Annotated in this window: 11 protein-coding genes and 1 riboswitch; of the genes, 7 read left to right on the forward strand and 4 right to left on the reverse strand. The window is 60.3% G+C overall.

All coding sequences use genetic code 11. The features are described 5' to 3' along the window. Nucleotides 1-12 precede the first annotated feature (12 nt). Nucleotides 13-1,113, reverse strand: coding sequence for a bifunctional diaminohydroxyphosphoribosylaminopyrimidine deaminase/5-amino-6-(5-phosphoribosylamino)uracil reductase RibD (ribD, locus tag CDE01S_RS11400; RefSeq protein WP_066707323.1), 1,101 nt, complete (start codon nucleotides 1,111-1,113; stop codon nucleotides 13-15). Between the two features lie 115 nt (nucleotides 1,114-1,228). On the opposite strand from ribD, the gene CDE01S_RS18180 reads away from it, so the two are divergent. The 6 genes from CDE01S_RS18180 to CDE01S_RS18190 are packed head-to-tail and all read left to right on the forward strand — an operon-like array spanning nucleotide 1,229 to nucleotide 7,837. Then, the gene (locus tag CDE01S_RS18180) at nucleotides 1,229-1,798 is read left to right on the forward strand and encodes a GspH/FimT family pseudopilin (RefSeq protein ID WP_084382853.1); all 570 of its coding nucleotides are present in this window, start codon (nucleotides 1,229-1,231) and stop codon (nucleotides 1,796-1,798) included. 53 nt (nucleotides 1,799-1,851) lie between these two features. Continuing rightward, nucleotides 1,852-2,400: a type IV pilus modification protein PilV gene (pilV, locus tag CDE01S_RS11405; protein WP_169802257.1), complete on the forward strand. Its 549-nt coding sequence runs from the start codon at nucleotides 1,852-1,854 to the stop codon at nucleotides 2,398-2,400. 23 nt (nucleotides 2,401-2,423) lie between these two features. After that, entirely contained in the window at nucleotides 2,424-3,242 is an 819-nt protein-coding gene (locus CDE01S_RS18185; protein WP_281179358.1) for a PilW family protein, read from the forward strand. 8 nt (nucleotides 3,243-3,250) lie between these two features. Beyond that, nucleotides 3,251-3,817, forward strand: a complete 567-nt coding sequence (locus tag CDE01S_RS11415; RefSeq protein WP_066707331.1) for a pilus assembly PilX family protein — start codon at nucleotides 3,251-3,253, stop codon at nucleotides 3,815-3,817. A gap of 13 nt (nucleotides 3,818-3,830) precedes the next feature. Beyond that, nucleotides 3,831-7,364 (forward strand): pilus assembly protein, encoded by a 3,534-nt coding sequence (locus CDE01S_RS11420; protein WP_084382849.1) that lies wholly within the window; start codon nucleotides 3,831-3,833, stop codon nucleotides 7,362-7,364. A gap of 23 nt (nucleotides 7,365-7,387) precedes the next feature. Beyond that, the gene (locus CDE01S_RS18190; protein WP_084382850.1) at nucleotides 7,388-7,837 is read left to right on the forward strand and encodes a type IV pilin protein; all 450 of its coding nucleotides are present in this window, start codon (nucleotides 7,388-7,390) and stop codon (nucleotides 7,835-7,837) included. 16 nt (nucleotides 7,838-7,853) lie between these two features. Here CDE01S_RS18190 and nrdR read toward each other — a convergent pair whose 3' ends face one another. The 3 genes from nrdR to CDE01S_RS11435 all read right to left on the reverse strand — a co-directional run bounded on the left by nrdR (nucleotide 7,854) and on the right by CDE01S_RS11435 (nucleotide 10,784). Then, on the reverse strand, nucleotides 7,854-8,303 hold the full coding sequence (gene nrdR / locus CDE01S_RS11425) for a transcriptional regulator NrdR (RefSeq protein WP_066707338.1): 450 nt from the start codon (nucleotides 8,301-8,303) through the stop codon (nucleotides 7,854-7,856). Between the two features lie 220 nt (nucleotides 8,304-8,523). Beyond that, nucleotides 8,524-9,768, reverse strand: a complete 1,245-nt coding sequence (gene glyA, locus CDE01S_RS11430; protein WP_066707341.1) for a serine hydroxymethyltransferase — start codon at nucleotides 9,766-9,768, stop codon at nucleotides 8,524-8,526. A gap of 34 nt (nucleotides 9,769-9,802) precedes the next feature. Continuing rightward, nucleotides 9,803-9,934, reverse strand: a riboswitch (ZMP/ZTP riboswitch). A 49-nt stretch (nucleotides 9,935-9,983) separates the two neighbouring features. After that, nucleotides 9,984-10,784, reverse strand: a complete 801-nt coding sequence (locus tag CDE01S_RS11435; protein ID WP_066707343.1) for a lytic transglycosylase domain-containing protein — start codon at nucleotides 10,782-10,784, stop codon at nucleotides 9,984-9,986. Nucleotides 10,785-11,413: 629 nt separating this feature from the next. On the opposite strand from CDE01S_RS11435, the gene CDE01S_RS11440 reads away from it, so the two are divergent. Beyond that, nucleotides 11,414-15,175, forward strand: coding sequence for a DUF748 domain-containing protein (locus CDE01S_RS11440; RefSeq protein WP_084382851.1), 3,762 nt, complete (start codon nucleotides 11,414-11,416; stop codon nucleotides 15,173-15,175). The last annotated feature ends 11 nt before the right edge of the window (nucleotides 15,176-15,186 follow it).

A 15,186-nucleotide genomic window follows, 5' to 3' on the forward strand; every position in this document is an offset into this window, starting at 1 on the left:
GAAAACCGTGAATTAGAAGCGGTCTCGCCCCGGAATCCGGGCCAGGATGCGCAAATCCGGGCCGATCATGGTTGTTTCACGGAATTCCAGCTCGATGGCCTGCGACAGCTCGGCCAGGGGACCGATGTTGACCATGCCGCGTCCGGCCCCCAGCAGTTTGGGCGCCAGGTAGAGCAGGAACTCGTCTACCAGACCTTCGCGCACCAGCGAGCCGTTGAGCTTGTGGCCGGCTTCCACGTGGATTTCGTTGATCTCGCGCGTGGCCAGGTCACGCAGCATGGCCGCCAGGTCCACCTTGCCTTCGGTGCCCGGCTGGCGGCCGGGGCAGTAAATGACGGTGGCGCCGCGTGCTTCCAGTGCTGCTTTTTTGACATCGTTTGGCACGGCAGCATAGATGGTGATTGCGCGGCCTGCTATAAAAAGATGAGCGTCCAGCGGCGTTTCCAGACGGCTGTCCACCACCAGCAGCTGGGGTTGGCGCGGTGTATCCACCTCTCGCACGTCCAGCCGCGGGTTGTCTTCCAGCACGGTGCCGATGCCGGTCAGTACGACACAGGCGCGGGCGCGCCAGGCGTGGCCGTCGGCGCGGGCCGGGGCGGACGTGATCCACTGACTGGTGCCGTTTTCCAGTGCCGTCTGGCCGTCCAGCGAGGCAGCCACCTTCATGCGCACCCAAGGCGTGCCCCGCACCATGCGGCTGAAAAAACCGATGTTGAGTTCGCGCGATTCGGCGGCACCCGGGCCGACCTCGACCTCAATGCCGGCAGCACGCAACCGTTCGAAACCCTGGCCGCCGACGCGTGGATTGGGGTCGGTGAGCGAGGCCACCACTTTTTTGATGCCGGCCGCGATCAGCGCATCACAGCACGGGCCGGTGCGGCCCTGGTGGGAACAGGGCTCCAGTGTCACATAGGCGGTGGCGCCTGCCACACTGTGGCCGCGGGCCTGTGCATCACGCAAGGCCATGATCTCGGCGTGCGGACCGCCGGTGCGCTGGGTGGCACCGGCACCCAGCAACTGGCCGTCGGTAGAAACGATGACGCAGCCCACGGCGGGGTTGGGTGGGGAGATAACTCGTCCACTCGCAGCGAGTTGAAGGGCTTCGTCAATCACAGGCGTTCAGCAAAATTTACTCAGGGTTAGGCGAAGTCTACCGTCTGGCGGGGTAACCAGGCCATACGTCGGGCGATAGGGGGCGACTTGGCCAGCCACCGTTAAGCTCCCGCACATGAAAGTGCGTCAGTCCGGTTTCACTTTGGTTGAGTTGATGGTGGTCGTCACGATTGCCGTGATCCTGCTTTCTCTGGCAGCACCCAGTTTCCGGTCCATGCTTGTCAAGCGTGGTGTTCAGTCCGCAGCCGATGTATTGGTCAGCGACTTACGGTATGCACGATCCGAAGCGCTTAAACGCTCTTCCACGGTCATTGTGTGTAACTCCCTGAACGGCTCAAGTTGCATGGCACTGTGCAGTCCTGCGGTACCTAATGTGTGTGCGCCCACGGCCAGCTGGCGAGGGGGGTGGATTGTCTTTGCAGATAGCAATGGCAATGGCTCAGTTGATGCTGGCGAGATCTTGCGTGTTCAAGATGCTTTGCTATCGATGGCATCTATTGCGAGTACCAATCCGGCCAATGACCGTCTGAATTTTGTCTATTTGCCCAGTGGCTGGGCGAGAGCTTCCTCGCAGACGTTCATTTTTACCCCTGAGGGAGGAGCAGCCAGCGCTGCGCGTGTTGTCTGTGTGTCGAGTCAAGGACGAGCAGCCCTCAAGGCGGAGGGGTCGACATCATGTGTTTAACCATCAGTTCCATGAGGTCTGGGCAGTGGCGTCAGCCGGTTCGGCGTGACCGCATGACCGGCGCTTCAATGGTCGAAGTGCTGGTATCCATTGTTCTTGCCTCATTTGCCTTGCTGGCGTTGGCGGGCGTGAATGCGGCTTCCGTGCGCTACACCAAGATGGCTCAGTACCGTGCCACAGCAACGCAATTGGCCAATGACATGGGGGAGCGCATCCGGGCGAACAAAGGGGTTACCAATCCTGCGCCGACTGGATTTTTTGCCGGTAATTACGACTTTACTTCGGACTTTGCCAGTCAGGCGACCGTGGCTACTTTGCCTGCACAGCTGTGCAATACAGCGGCCAGCAATTGCACTGCAGCTGAAATTGCTGACCTTGACCTACGACAGTGGCGCATTTTGGTTCGAGAGCAGTTGCCTGAGGGGGCTGTTTTCTTGCGACGTCAGGCGGGGGAAGTGGCCATGGATTTGTGGGTCATCTGGCGCGACCCTGCAGTGGCAGCTGTTGATGAGGCGCCGGCGCTGGCCGCAGAATGCCCAGACAGTCTGAATCGAGGCAGCGATGTCAGTATCCGCTGCAGCTATTTCCGGATCAATCTATGAAACAACGGGTATCCCGTTCTCGCATGCAGGGTATGTCCCTGATCGAACTCATGGTCTCTTTGGTCATAGGGTTGGTGGTCGTTGGCGCCGTTCTGGTGAGCTATCTGGGGGCCGGTCGGACTGGAAAATTGCAGGTCGCCTATGCGGAAATGAATGAGAACGCACAGGTCGCGATGAGCACGCTCACTCGCGAATTGCTGCAGGCTGGATATGCCTCGCCTACAGGCGTCAATGGAAGTGCTACGTTTGTGCGCTCTTATTCAGCCAGACCCGTCATGGGATGTGACAATGGCTTTGTTTCACCCAACACCACGAGTGATGTGGCCTGTGCAGTCGGCACGGGAGGTCCTGCCATTGAAGTCGTGTATGAGGCGGATACCACCAATACGGTGCCAACCTCAGCTGGGGTACCTTCGGATTGTCTGGGCAATGGCTTGCCCGCAACACCCATTGGAACAGCAACGTTCTATTTTTCCTACAACCGCTATTACCTCGCCACGAGTGCGGTAGGCCGTCCAGAATTACATTGTGCCAGTCGTCAAGGTGCGGCCGGTCAGCCACTGGTTGACAATGTGGAGGCTCTGAAGATCTGGTACGGCGAAGCCAATGCAGCCAATCCTCGTCAGGTTGTGCGTTATGTCAGTGCCGCAAACGTGACGGACTGGGGAATGGTGATCAGCGTCCGCACCTGCATGCTCATGCGTAGCAGTGAGCCTGTGCTTGAAGCCGAAGACCCTCTCAACTATCTGGATTGCGATTCTGCGTCACAAACCTCGGCGGATCGCTTTGCCCGTCGTGCGTATTTCACGACGACGACCTTGCGCAACAAGATGGCTTTCTGAGGTCGCCCATGCAATTCAAGCTTATCCATCGACCTGTTTCGCCAGCTTGGGGGCAATCCGGTGTTTCCCTCATCATTGTCCTAGTGATGCTAGTCATTATCGGCATTACCTCTGCTGCTGCCATCAGGAATGCCACTTCCAGCGAGAAGCTGACCAACAACATCCGCATCCAGAATCTGGCTCAGCAGTATGCCGAAGCTGCTTTGCGATTCTGTGAAGCCGAGTTGGCGAAAGCTGATGCAAGCCGAGTCGTCACGCTGTCGGAGGTCAACATTGTTCAGACAGCCTACGGTGCCAATCCAGCCTGGAATCAGGCGACCACGTGGACCGGTGGAGGTGGTGCATCCGCTTCCAAAACAGTGTTGCCGGAGTCCCAGGTCAAATCGACAGATAGCTCTTTCAAGCCCTCGGTCTTGCCGGAATGCGCGGTGGAGAAGCAAATCATGGCAGATGCCAATATGGCCTACGTTATCACGGCCCGTGGCTTTAGTCCTGACTACAGAGCCGATGTGGCGACCGGTGCCACGACCTCCGGATCGGTCGTTTGGCTGCAATCAACGGTCATATTGAACTGAAGGAAGAGTGAACATGTCTTTCCTACCCAAATTGTTTTCTGCGAAGGCAGCGCTCATGCTGGCTATGTTGGTCGGAACAGCCGCAATGGCACAGACCACACCTTCTCAAAATCCATTACTCAGTCGCGATGGTGGTGGCGTGCCACCTAACATCATGCTGACCATGGACGACTCAGGTTCCATGATGTTTCAGCATATGCCGGAGGAAACGGTGTACGTCGGCGCGTATTCCGTGGCCAATCCCGTGGGCGGAAATTCCGTGCGAATGGATCCAAGCGATAACGCCACGTTGTCGGGCTTTTTTATCGGTACTGTTGCCGGGCGAACTGGGTCGGCAAATTGGCGTCAGAAGTTGCTGCGCTCGGCCGACACCAATACGATTTATTACAACCCGGAAGTTCGCTATCTTCCTTGGCCGGTGGCAGCTGGGGGACGCATGGCACCGTCCTCTGCGGCTGCCGCACCGCGCGATCCGATGAACCCCTCTACCGGCGGCACGGTTAACCTTACGGATAGCAGGACGATTACCAACAATAACCTTGTCTGGTGTTATCGAACCGACTCACAGAGCAGTTGTGGCACGACCAGTTCAGGCGTGGCATACGATCCTGGTTTGTATTACCGCTTGAAGAAAAATGCCAGCGGCGCGTATCTGGATCCCACCCAAGCATCCAATTATGATGAGTACTCGATCAATGTGGGGAGCAGTTTCACCAAGTACACGGCGCGCACCGACTGTGCCGGCACAAGCTGTACGCAGGCCGAGGAAAGGCAGAATTTTGCCAACTGGTTTACCTACTACCGTACGCGTAACTTGCTGGCGCGAGGATCGCTTGCCGAGGCATTCAACGACTCGTCCAACACCTTTCGGCTTGGCTGGGGGCGAATTAACCAAGGCAATAGCCGGAGCATTGACGGCGTCAATACGGTTGTGATCGAGTCCGGTGTCAGGGCGTTCGACAGCACGACAAAGACCAATCTGTTTAACTGGCTGTATGCCTTGCCAGCCAACGGCAGCACGCCCCTGCCGCGTGCCATGCGTGCTGTGGGAGAGTATTACAAGCGTTCGGACAATAAGGGTCCTTGGGCCGACAATCCTGGGCAAACCAATACTACGGCAGATAAATCTTGCCGCCGTTCTTATCACATCATGGTGACTGACGGGTACTGGAACCAGACGACGACCTCTGTCGGAAATTCTGACAATACGGATGGGGCTGTCATCACTGGGCCAGGACGCACTTATCAGTATGTGTCCCCCCGTCCGTACCGAGATGGCTATTCAGACCGTTTGGCGGACTACGCCATGGAATACTGGAAAAAGGATTTACGTACCGATCTGACCAATAACGTGGTGCCTTCGGCTGACAATCCAGCATTCTGGCAGCACATGGTCAATTTCATGGTTGGCTTAGGCGTGAGAGGTACGTTGAATCCCGCCGTGGACTTGCCGGCACTGACCGACGGGACCAAGACTTGGGGAACGGACGAAATCGATGATTTGTGGCATTCGGCGCTCAACAGCCGGGGGGTATTTTTCAGTGCCAAAGACCCCAAGGAGTTGGCGGACTCAATCAAGAGTTCGGTGGGGCAAGCCTTGGAACGCGAATTGCGTGAGGCTGGCGTGGCGACCGCATCAACGATTCTGCAGGATGGCAATCGCAAATACATTCCTATGTATCGGACCTCCGACTGGAATGGGGACATTCAAGCATATCTGCTCGACTCGGCAGGTCAGGCAGGCGCGCTCAGTTGGACAGCCACCTCCAAGTTGCCCACATGGAACAATCGCAAGATCTATACATGGCGGGCGGATACCGTGCCGCCTGCAGCGGTGCCTTTCACATGGACTGACATGGGGGGCGACAGCCAAGCCGCTCTCGGCAGCGTGGGGAGTACCTATACCTCGTCCTTTGTGGATTTTCTGAGGGGTGACAGGAGTAAGGAGGGCGACAGCCAACCATTTCGTGTGCGCAAGGGGATTCTGGGGGACTTCATCAATTCCAATCCTGTGTTGGTCAAGGATGCTGTGAATATGGGATATATCAATTTGCCAACCACTCAAGGTGGAGGAGCTGCTTACTCTTCTTTTTTGACGCAGAAGGCAGCGCGTCCCGCGGTTTTGTTTGTCGGTGCTAACGATGGCATGTTGCATGCATTCAAGGACACCCTGGGGGCTGTGCCAGCAGATGATGGCAAGGAGATCTTTGCTTATGTACCCAAGGCGGTCTACCCTAATCTGTCAAAGCTAAGTGACAAGACCTACGGCACAGCATTGCTCTATCACCAGTTCTTTGTCGATGGTCCATTGATGGAGACGGACGCTTTCGTTAAAGCACCTGGCGCCTCTACGCCTAGCTGGCGCAATTACCTGCTGGGCACCTTGGGTGCGGGCGGGCGAGCCGTGTTCGCGTTGGATGTCACTGATAACGTTAATTTGGGTGCTTCCAACATACGATGGGAGTTATCCAGTGACGGTAATGGTGATGTGGGTTATATTTCCGCGCCGGTGCAGGTGGGAGTTTTGCCCAATGGCGAGTGGGTGGCAATATTTGGCAATGGAAGCTACAGCACATCGGGCAATGCAGTGCTGTTTGTTGTTAATCTGGAAACAGGCGTTACGCAGACATTGACCGTAGACTCTTCTGGTGCCAATGGCCTGGGAGGGGTTGGCGTTGTGCGTAACAGCAGTGGGCAGATTACAACTCTTTATGCTGGCGATTTGAAGGGTAGTCTGTGGAAGTTTGACTATCTGGCTTCGGCATCCAGCCGCTTTCAAGTGTCTGGCGGAGCGGCATTTTTCGCTGCTACCAGTTCGGGTGGGACGCTGCAACCCATTACGCAGGCGCCGGTTGCCTACGATTTTTCTAAAGGTGGCAAGCTCGTGGTATTCGGTACCGGCGTTCTGAACACCACGACCGATGCCGACTCAACGGCCGTGCAGTCCATCTACGCGGTCTGGGACAAGGCGTCAGACACTTTGCCTCGGCCTATGGGGAGGAGTGTGCTGGAGCCCCGGACGATCACTGCTGTCACTGGCGCTGGTGGTGCCGTCTTCTACTCGCTCGACGGAACGGCGGTTAACTGGACATCCCTGCGTGGTTGGGTCTTGGACCTGGATGTCATCACCGGCTTGCGAGTGGTTTATCCGTTGCAACGCGTAAGTTCGTCCGTTGTCTTGGTTAGCGCTGTCGCGCCTGCTCGCAATGTGCAAGTATGCGATACGGCGGCGGGTTCTGGCTTGAATCTGATGTTTGGCGTGGAGGCTGGCGTGAACCCGTCATATCCGATGTTTGATACCAATGGAGATGGTGTATTCGGCAGTGACGATGCCCGGGTCGCAGGCTATGCAACAGGTGCGGATGGTATTGATGCCGTGGTTAGGGGCACGCAGACTTGTGTCTCGGGTATCTGCACGACCAAGCTCAGCATTCAAAATACGGCAGGCCAGTTTGGCGCTTCCATTCAGGAAACGCAAAGCACGGTGGGTGCCAGGGTGATCAAGGATCGGGTCTGGCGGCACATTATCAATCCCCCCATTCGTTGAATCGTTACAAGGTTTGAATAAGCATGTATTCATTGCGCAATAAATCCCCCCGCTTGTCTCGTGCTTCCACGTCAGGGTTCACACTGATCGAATTAATGATCGTGATAGCAATTGTTGGTGTCCTGGCCATGCTGGCCTATCCAAGTTATGTCGAGCACCTGCGGCGGGGGTACCGTGTCGAGGCACGCACGGCCTTATTGGAGGCGCAGCAATTCATGGAGCGTTTTTATGCAGCTAACAGCCGCTATACGACCGATGCAGCCGGGACGACGAGTCCAACGCTGCCAGCTCGGTTGCAGAATGTTCCAGCGGGTTCGCCGCGTTATACCTTGGGCGTGGTTGCTACAGTTAACTCGTACACTTTGACGGCAACGGCCGCGAGCGCTGACAAATGTGGCAACCTCACGCTGACCAATACAGGCGTCAAAGGACGTAGCGGGTCTGAGATGTCAGTGCAGGACTGCTGGAAGTAAGGCCGGGAATTCAGGCTCAGCGCCTGACCTCATCCACCAGCATCTTGAACTCGTCAATGTCCTCGAAGCTGCGGTAGACGCTGGCAAAGCGGACGTAGGCCACCTTATCGAGTTTCTTCAACTCACGCATGACCAGTTCGCCAATGCGTGTGGAGGGGACCTCGCGCAGGCCCAGGTTGAGCAGTTTCTCTTCAATGCGCTCAATCGCGCTGTCGATTTGCTCGGTGCTGACCGGGCGCTTGCGCAACGCCAGGTTCATCGAGGCCTGCAGCTTGGCCCGCTCGTATTCGATGCGCCGGCCGTCTTTCTTGACGATGGCCGGGAAGTTGACGTCGGGACGCTCGTAGGTGGTGAAGCGCTTGTCGCAGGCGCCACATTGGCGCCGCCGGCGGATGAAATCCCCATCCTCCGAGATCCGGGTCTCGACGACCTGGGTCTCGGAGTGACCGCAGAAGGGACATTTCATGGCAGCAAGCCTTGGAGCGTGAACGCACGGTTTTGATCACGGGCACCCGTGGAACCGGCTTGGCCGGGCCACAGGGTGCGCCCCCCCTGCCACCGAAGGATGGCGTTCAGGGGGCTGAGGGCTGCGGCTCCAAGCCTGCCTGCGCAGGCTTGGACAGCCGGAAGAACCATTGCCTCTGGCAATTGGTGCCGGGGCGCGCAGCGCCTCAGGGGGGTGTTGGTCACTTGTACACCGGGAAGCGTGCGGTCAGGGCGTTGACCTTGGCGCGCACGGCAGCGATGTTGGCTTCATCGCGCGGGTTGTCCAGCACGTCGGCAATCAGGTTGGCCGTCAGGCGGGCTTCCTCGTCCTTGAAGCCGCGCGTGGTCATGGCCGGGGTGCCGATGCGCACGCCGCTGGTGACCATCGGCTTTTCCGGATCGTTCGGGATGGCGTTCTTGTTGATGGTCATGTGGGCAGCGCCCAGCACGGCTTCGGCTTCCTTGCCGGTGATGCCCTTGGCGCGCAGATCGACCAGCATGACGTGGCTTTGCGTACCGCCGCTGACGATGCGCAGGCCGCGTTGGGTCAGCGTTTCGGCCACGATGCGGGCATTGGTTACCACCTGCTGCTGGTAGGTCTTGAAGCTCGGGTCCATGGCTTCCTTGAAGGCTACCGCCTTGGCGGCAATCACATGCATCAGCGGGCCGCCTTGCAGGCCGGGGAAGATGGCGCTGTTGATGGCTTTCTCGTGCTCGGCCTTCATCAGGATGATGCCGCCACGCGGGCCACGCAGGCTCTTGTGGGTGGTGGAGGTCACCACGTCGGCAAACGGCACCGGGTTGGGATAGACGCCGGCGGCAATCAGGCCGGCGTAGTGGGCCATGTCCACCATGAAGATGGCGCCGACGTCCTTGGCCACCTTGGCAAAACGGGCGAAGTCGATATGCAGGCTATAGGCGGACGCGCCGGCGATGATGAGCTTCGGCTTCGTTTCGTGCGCCTTCTTCTCCATGGCGTCGTAGTCGATCTCTTCCTTGGCGTTGAGGCCATAGGAGACGACGTTGAACCACTTGCCGCTCATGTTCAGGGCCATGCCGTGGGTCAGGTGGCCGCCTTCGGCCAGGCTCATGCCCATGATGGTGTCGCCGGGCTTGAGGAAGGCCAGGAACACGGCCTCGTTGGCCGAGGCGCCGCAATGCGGCTGAACGTTGGCGGCTTCGGCACCGAAGATGGCCTTGACGCGGTCAATGGCCAGCTGCTCGGCCACGTCCACATATTCGCAACCGCCGTAATAGCGCTTGCCCGGGTAACCCTCGGCGTACTTGTTGGTGAGCTGCGAGCCCTGGGCGGCCATGACGGCTGGCGAGGCGTAGTTTTCGCTGGCAATCAGCTCGATGTGGTGTTCCTGGCGGGCGTTTTCGGCCTGGATGGCGGCCCAGAGTTCGGGGTCAGTCTGTTCGACGAGGATGTTTCGGTTGTACATGGCAGTCGGGTAAAACGCTGGTCCCCCGTCATGCGGGGGCTGCCCAGGCGAACGGCTGAACACAGAAAACCACGCGGGTTCTGCGGCACGCTTCCCTGTGGTGTCCCACGTCAGCACAACCTGCCCGAGGAGGGCGGCGCGCCTATCGCCAGTCGCGTACCCCTCAAGTGTAGCTGACGGGCGAGGGCCTTGCCGTCCTGCGCCTCAACAAGGGGTCAGCTGAGGGCGACCTTTTCCGTGGTGGTTTCGGGTTTGGCAGGCGTTGTGACCGGGATGATCTGCGGTGTCAGGAGCGGCACGACGCGGCCATTGGCAACCTGTTGCAGGCGGGCATGTTCGGCCAGCACTTTGGCGCCATAACCGGTGTCATCGTCCAGGTTGGCGGCCCCGACATAAAAACGCAGGCCGCCTTCCAGCGAGCCGGCGCGTTCAATACATTCCTGCAGCACCTTGGCGCCCACGCGCAAGTTGCTCACGGGATCAAAGGCGGCAAATTTGCCGCCAAAGCTTTCGTATTTGTCGCTGTGGATCCGGGTCATGACCTGCATCAGGCCCTGGGCGCCGACCGGGCTCTGGGCAAACGGGTTGAAGCCGGATTCCACTGCCATCACGGCCAGCAGCAAGGTCGGGTCCAACTGGGTGCGTTTGCCGATTTCATACGCTTCGGCCACCAGGGCGCTCAGGGGTTCGGGCGCAACACGGTACTTTTTGCTCAACCAGTAGGCGACGGCGGCCTGTTGTTTGGGCAGATCCTTGGGGTTGGCCGCCGTGGCACGCTCAATGGCATCGGCCTCCACCACAAAACCGGTGATGGCAATCTGGCGGCTTTGCAGCCAGCTCATCAGGCGGACTTCGCCGGCCTGGCGCAGTTCCGGGCGGGCGATCAGGGTGATCGTGGCAAACATCACAGCCAGCCCGAGGAGGGCAAAGCCGTTGTGGGTAATTTCAAAAAAGCCTTGGGCGACATCAGCAGCGAAGGTTCGCAGGCCTAGGCTCAATTTTTTGAACGCTGTCATAGCACTTCCTCTTCTCGCGTGGGCCGGTGCCTTGGCACCGCAGAAAGGTCGCAGTGTCAGGAACAGGTGTCACGTCTGGGTTGGTACGTCATCAGAATCCTGCGGGTCGTCTCTAGCGAGGGCAGCGATTCGATGTAGCCGGGGTCGGCAGCGGGTTCGGGTTCCCCCTGACTTAAGGCAGGGTTGGCTGAATTTTAAGTGCTTCAATATACCTGGTCAATAATAAAGAATCGTTTTGTTATTCCTTTAATATTCTGTGACGAAGGTGGGTACTGGGCAATCAAATGGCCGGATTTCATTGAAATTCCGATTTGAAATCGCCCGCAGGATGGCTAAATTGAAAGGGCCTGACGCATCAGGCACGCTCTGTCGGTAGTAAGCAGTCCGCACCCAATCGGTGTTCTGGGCTGACAGAACCCGGCGATTCTGGGGGCAATCTCTTGCCTCCTGCGCATGGTGGGACTCGACTCTCCCCCTTGCGTAACCCAGACGGCATGGGCCTTGAGCCAGCCGTCAAGCCCGGCGGGCAGGCTGCAGGCCAACCGTCCGGGCTTTCTTATTTGGACGGCGAGACAAATTTTTTCAACTCGGGAATTGATCTTTGCGGTATCCCGGGCAAACTCGACCGTATGACGCTCGATTCGATCAAGAAAAACAAGTGGGTGCGGCAAGCCTTGATGGTCGCGGCCGGTATCGTGGTGCTGTGGGGGTTGGGTTGGGCCGTTGTGCCCGGCCTGGTCAAAAACCAGCTGGAAAAGCTGGCGAGTGAGCAACTGGGGCGTCAAGTCAGCCTGGGAGTGGTCCATTTCAGCCCCTGGTCACTGGAGCTGACCCTGGAAGATCTGGTCGTGGCCGGCCTACCCGGTGCGCCGTCGCAACTGCAGATCAAACGTGTCTATCTGGATGCCGAGCTGCAATCCCTGCTGCGGCTGGCGCCGGTGGTGGATGCACTGCAGCTGGATGGCCTGGCCTTGCGGCTGACCTACCAAGGAGACGGCCACTATGACGTGGACGATGTCTTGGCGCGACTCATGGCGCCCGCCGATCGGCCACGCCCGCCGGCAGGCTTGCCCCGGTTTGCCCTCTACAACATCGCGGTGCAGTCAGGCTCGATCGACTTCGTCGACCAGAGCGTCGGTCGCACGCACGTAGTGCGCGAGCTGAACCTCAGCATTCCCTTTCTGAGCAGCCTGACGTCGCGGCGTGATGTCATCACCGAGCCCCGGCTGGCCTTTCATCTGAACGGCAGCCGCTTTGATTCCCGAGCGCAAACCACGCCGTTTGCGCCATCGCACAAGACCGATGCCACATTCCAGCTGGCCAATCTGGACCTGCGACCCTACCTGCCCTATCTGCCGGCCGGTTTGCCGATCAAGGTGCTGGCTGGGGTGGCGGGGGCGGATGTGCGGCTGCATTTCGAACAGGCCCCCAAGCCCGCGGTGCGGCTCAGCGGGGCCATTGAACTGAAAGGGCTGCAACTGGCCGATGCCCAAGGGCAGGATCTGCTGGCTCTGGAGGCCTTGCGGGTCGATATGGCCGATGTCCGGCCCCTGGAACAGATCGTCAAGCTGGCGTCGGTGGAGCTGACGGGGCCAACGCTGGACGCCCGTCGTGACAAGGCCGGCGCAGTCAATCTGTTGAACCTGGCACTGCCTCAAGACGGGAAGGTTTCCCGGTCCCAGCAGGATGGCTCTATAGCGCAACCTGCCGCCCCAGCCAATGCCTGGCAGCTGGCGCTCGCCAAGTTCACGGTCCGTGGCGGCCTGCTGCGCTGGCGCGATGCCGCGGTGACGCCGGCCGCCCGGATCGACATGCGCGATCTGGCGCTGGATGCCACGGCTTTGGCCCTGCCTTGGCGGCAGCCTGCCAGCTTCACAGGCTCCCTGGCACTGGCCAGCGGAACTGATCCGAACGGCAACAAGCCTCGTGCGGCCAAGGCCGAGGCCGCAACTGCCATGGCGCAGTTGAGCTTCAAGGGGGAGGCCAGCGAGCAGGCGGCAACGATCAGCGCCGAACTCAAGGACCTGCCGTTGGCACTGGCGACGCCTTATGCGGCGCAAGTGATCGAGCCGGCACTGGGCGGGAACCTCAGTGCCCAACTGGCTTTGCAATGGAAGGGCGGACAGTGGCAGGTGCAAGTGCCCCGACTGGAGGCCAGCAAGTTGACCTTGGGCCCCCAGAGCCGGACGGACCGCAACTGGCCGTTGTTCCTCGGCCGGCTTGACGTGCAGGGCGTCGAGATCAAGCCCGGCGAACGCAGTGTGACATTGGCCAAGCTGGCCCTCCACCAGCCCGCGGTTGCGGTGGAGCGCGACCGCGAAGGGCGCTGGATGTTCGAGCGCTGGTTGTCGCCGACCATGCCCGCGTCGACCCCGGCTGCCGATGCGACAACGCGGAAACCAAAGGCGGTGCGCGTCGATGAGGCCAAGCCGTCCGCGCCTGCCGCGCCCTGGCGGGTGGCGGTGGGTGATGCGACGGTGGAGGGCGGACAGATCCGGTATGCCGATCGTGCGCATGGCCGGCCTGTGGTGTTCGACCTGTCGGCCCTGTCGCTGCAACTGAAGGACTTTGCTTCCGACAGTCGCCAACCCGGCCCGCTCAAGCTCTCGGCCCGCATGCGGGCGCGCCGTGGCGAGCCGGGGCAACTGGGTTTCACGGGCAATCTGGCCCTGCAGCCCCTGGCCGTGCAGGGGCGTGTCCAGGCCGTCGATCTGCCGGCCCACGTCCTGTCCCCCTATCTGACGGACGTGCTCAATCTGCGGTTGCAGCGGGCCGATGCCGGCTTCAAGGGGCAAGTCTCCTATGCGCAAACAGCCCGAGGCCCTGTTTTCAAGCTTGGCGGCGATGCCCTGCTGGAGGATCTGCTGGCCAACACCGTGCCGGTGGCCGCCCAGACGCAGGATCTGCCGGTAGGAGAGGAATTGCTGAGCTGGAAGGCGCTGAGCCTGCGCGGTCTCAATGTAGCGCTGGCGCCGGGGCAGGCGACCCGGGTGGCGGTGGCCGAAACCGCGCTGAGCGACTTCTATGCGCGCATCATCATCCATGAAAACGGCCGCATCAACCTGCAAGACCTGGTGAAGGCGAGCGAAGCCAGCGCGCCAGCTGCGGAGGCCGCTTCAACGCCGGCCGCCGCGACCTCGACCAATGCCTCTGCCAGCACGGCGGGCGCTACCCTGGCACCCGTGATCGAGATGGGGCCGATCAGCCTGGTGAACGGCCGGGTGCTTTTCTCCGACCGTTTCATCAAGCCCAACTACAGTGCCGATCTGTCCGAGTTGACCGGCCGGCTCAGTGCCTTTGCGTCGGTGCCTGCCGGCGGCGAAGCCGGTGCTGCGCCGGCCATGGCCGACCTGGAGCTGCGCGGGCGTGCCGAGGGCACGGCGTCACTGGAAATCCTGGGCAAACTCAACCCGCTGGCCAAGCCGCTGGCGCTGGACATCACCGGCAAGATGCGCGATCTGGAGCTGCCGCCGCTGTCGCCCTACAGCGTGAAATATGCCGGCCATGGCATCGAGCGCGGCAAGCTGGCCATGGATGTGGCCTACAAGGTGGAGCCGGATGGGCAACTGGTGGCGCGCAACAAGCTGGTGCTCAACCAGCTCACCTTCGGCGATCCGGTGGAGGGCGCCCCCAACAGCCTGCCGGTGCGGCTGGCGGTGGCACTGCTGGCCGACAGCAATGGCGTGATCGACATCAACCTGCCGATCAGTGGCTCACTCAACGACCCGGAATTCAGTTTCGGCGGCATCATTTTCAAGATGATCATGAACCTGATCGCCAAGGCCATCACCTCGCCATTTGCCTTGCTGGCGTCGGCCTTTGACGGTGGCGATGACGGCGAACTCGGGATGGTGCCTTTCGCACCTGGGTCGTCCGTGCTCAGCGCGGAGGCACAAGCCAATCTGGACAAGGTGGCCAAGGCCATGAAGGACCGTCCGTCGCTGACCATGACCGTGGCCGGTATGGCCAGCCTGGAGGCTGAACGCGAGGGCTACAAGCGCGAACGCCTGAGTGCGCTGATGCTGGCCGAGAAACGGCGCGCCGCGGTGGTGGCCGGCAAACCGGCCGATGCTGTGCAAGCCGTGACCTCGGCCGAACGGCCGGAGCTGCTCAAGGCGGTGTACCGGCGTGCCCAGATTTCCAAGCCGCGCAACCTGCTGGGTTTTGCCAAGGATCTGCCGCCGGCCGAGATGGAGGCGCTGTTGCTGGCCAGCATTCCGGTGGGCGAGCAGCAGATGCAGGAACTGGCGCTGGCGCGTGGTGTGGCGGTGAAGGACTATCTGAGCAGCCGCGAACTGCCCGTGGATCGCCTGTTCCTGGGCGGCGCCAAGTCGCAGGCCGCTGACGCCAAATGGGTCCCCCACGCCGAGCTCTCGCTGACGATGAAATAAGCGCCCCGGCG

This window comes from Curvibacter delicatus NBRC 14919, assembly GCF_001592265.1.
Lineage (GTDB): Bacteria > Pseudomonadota > Gammaproteobacteria > Burkholderiales > Burkholderiaceae_C > Hylemonella > Hylemonella delicata.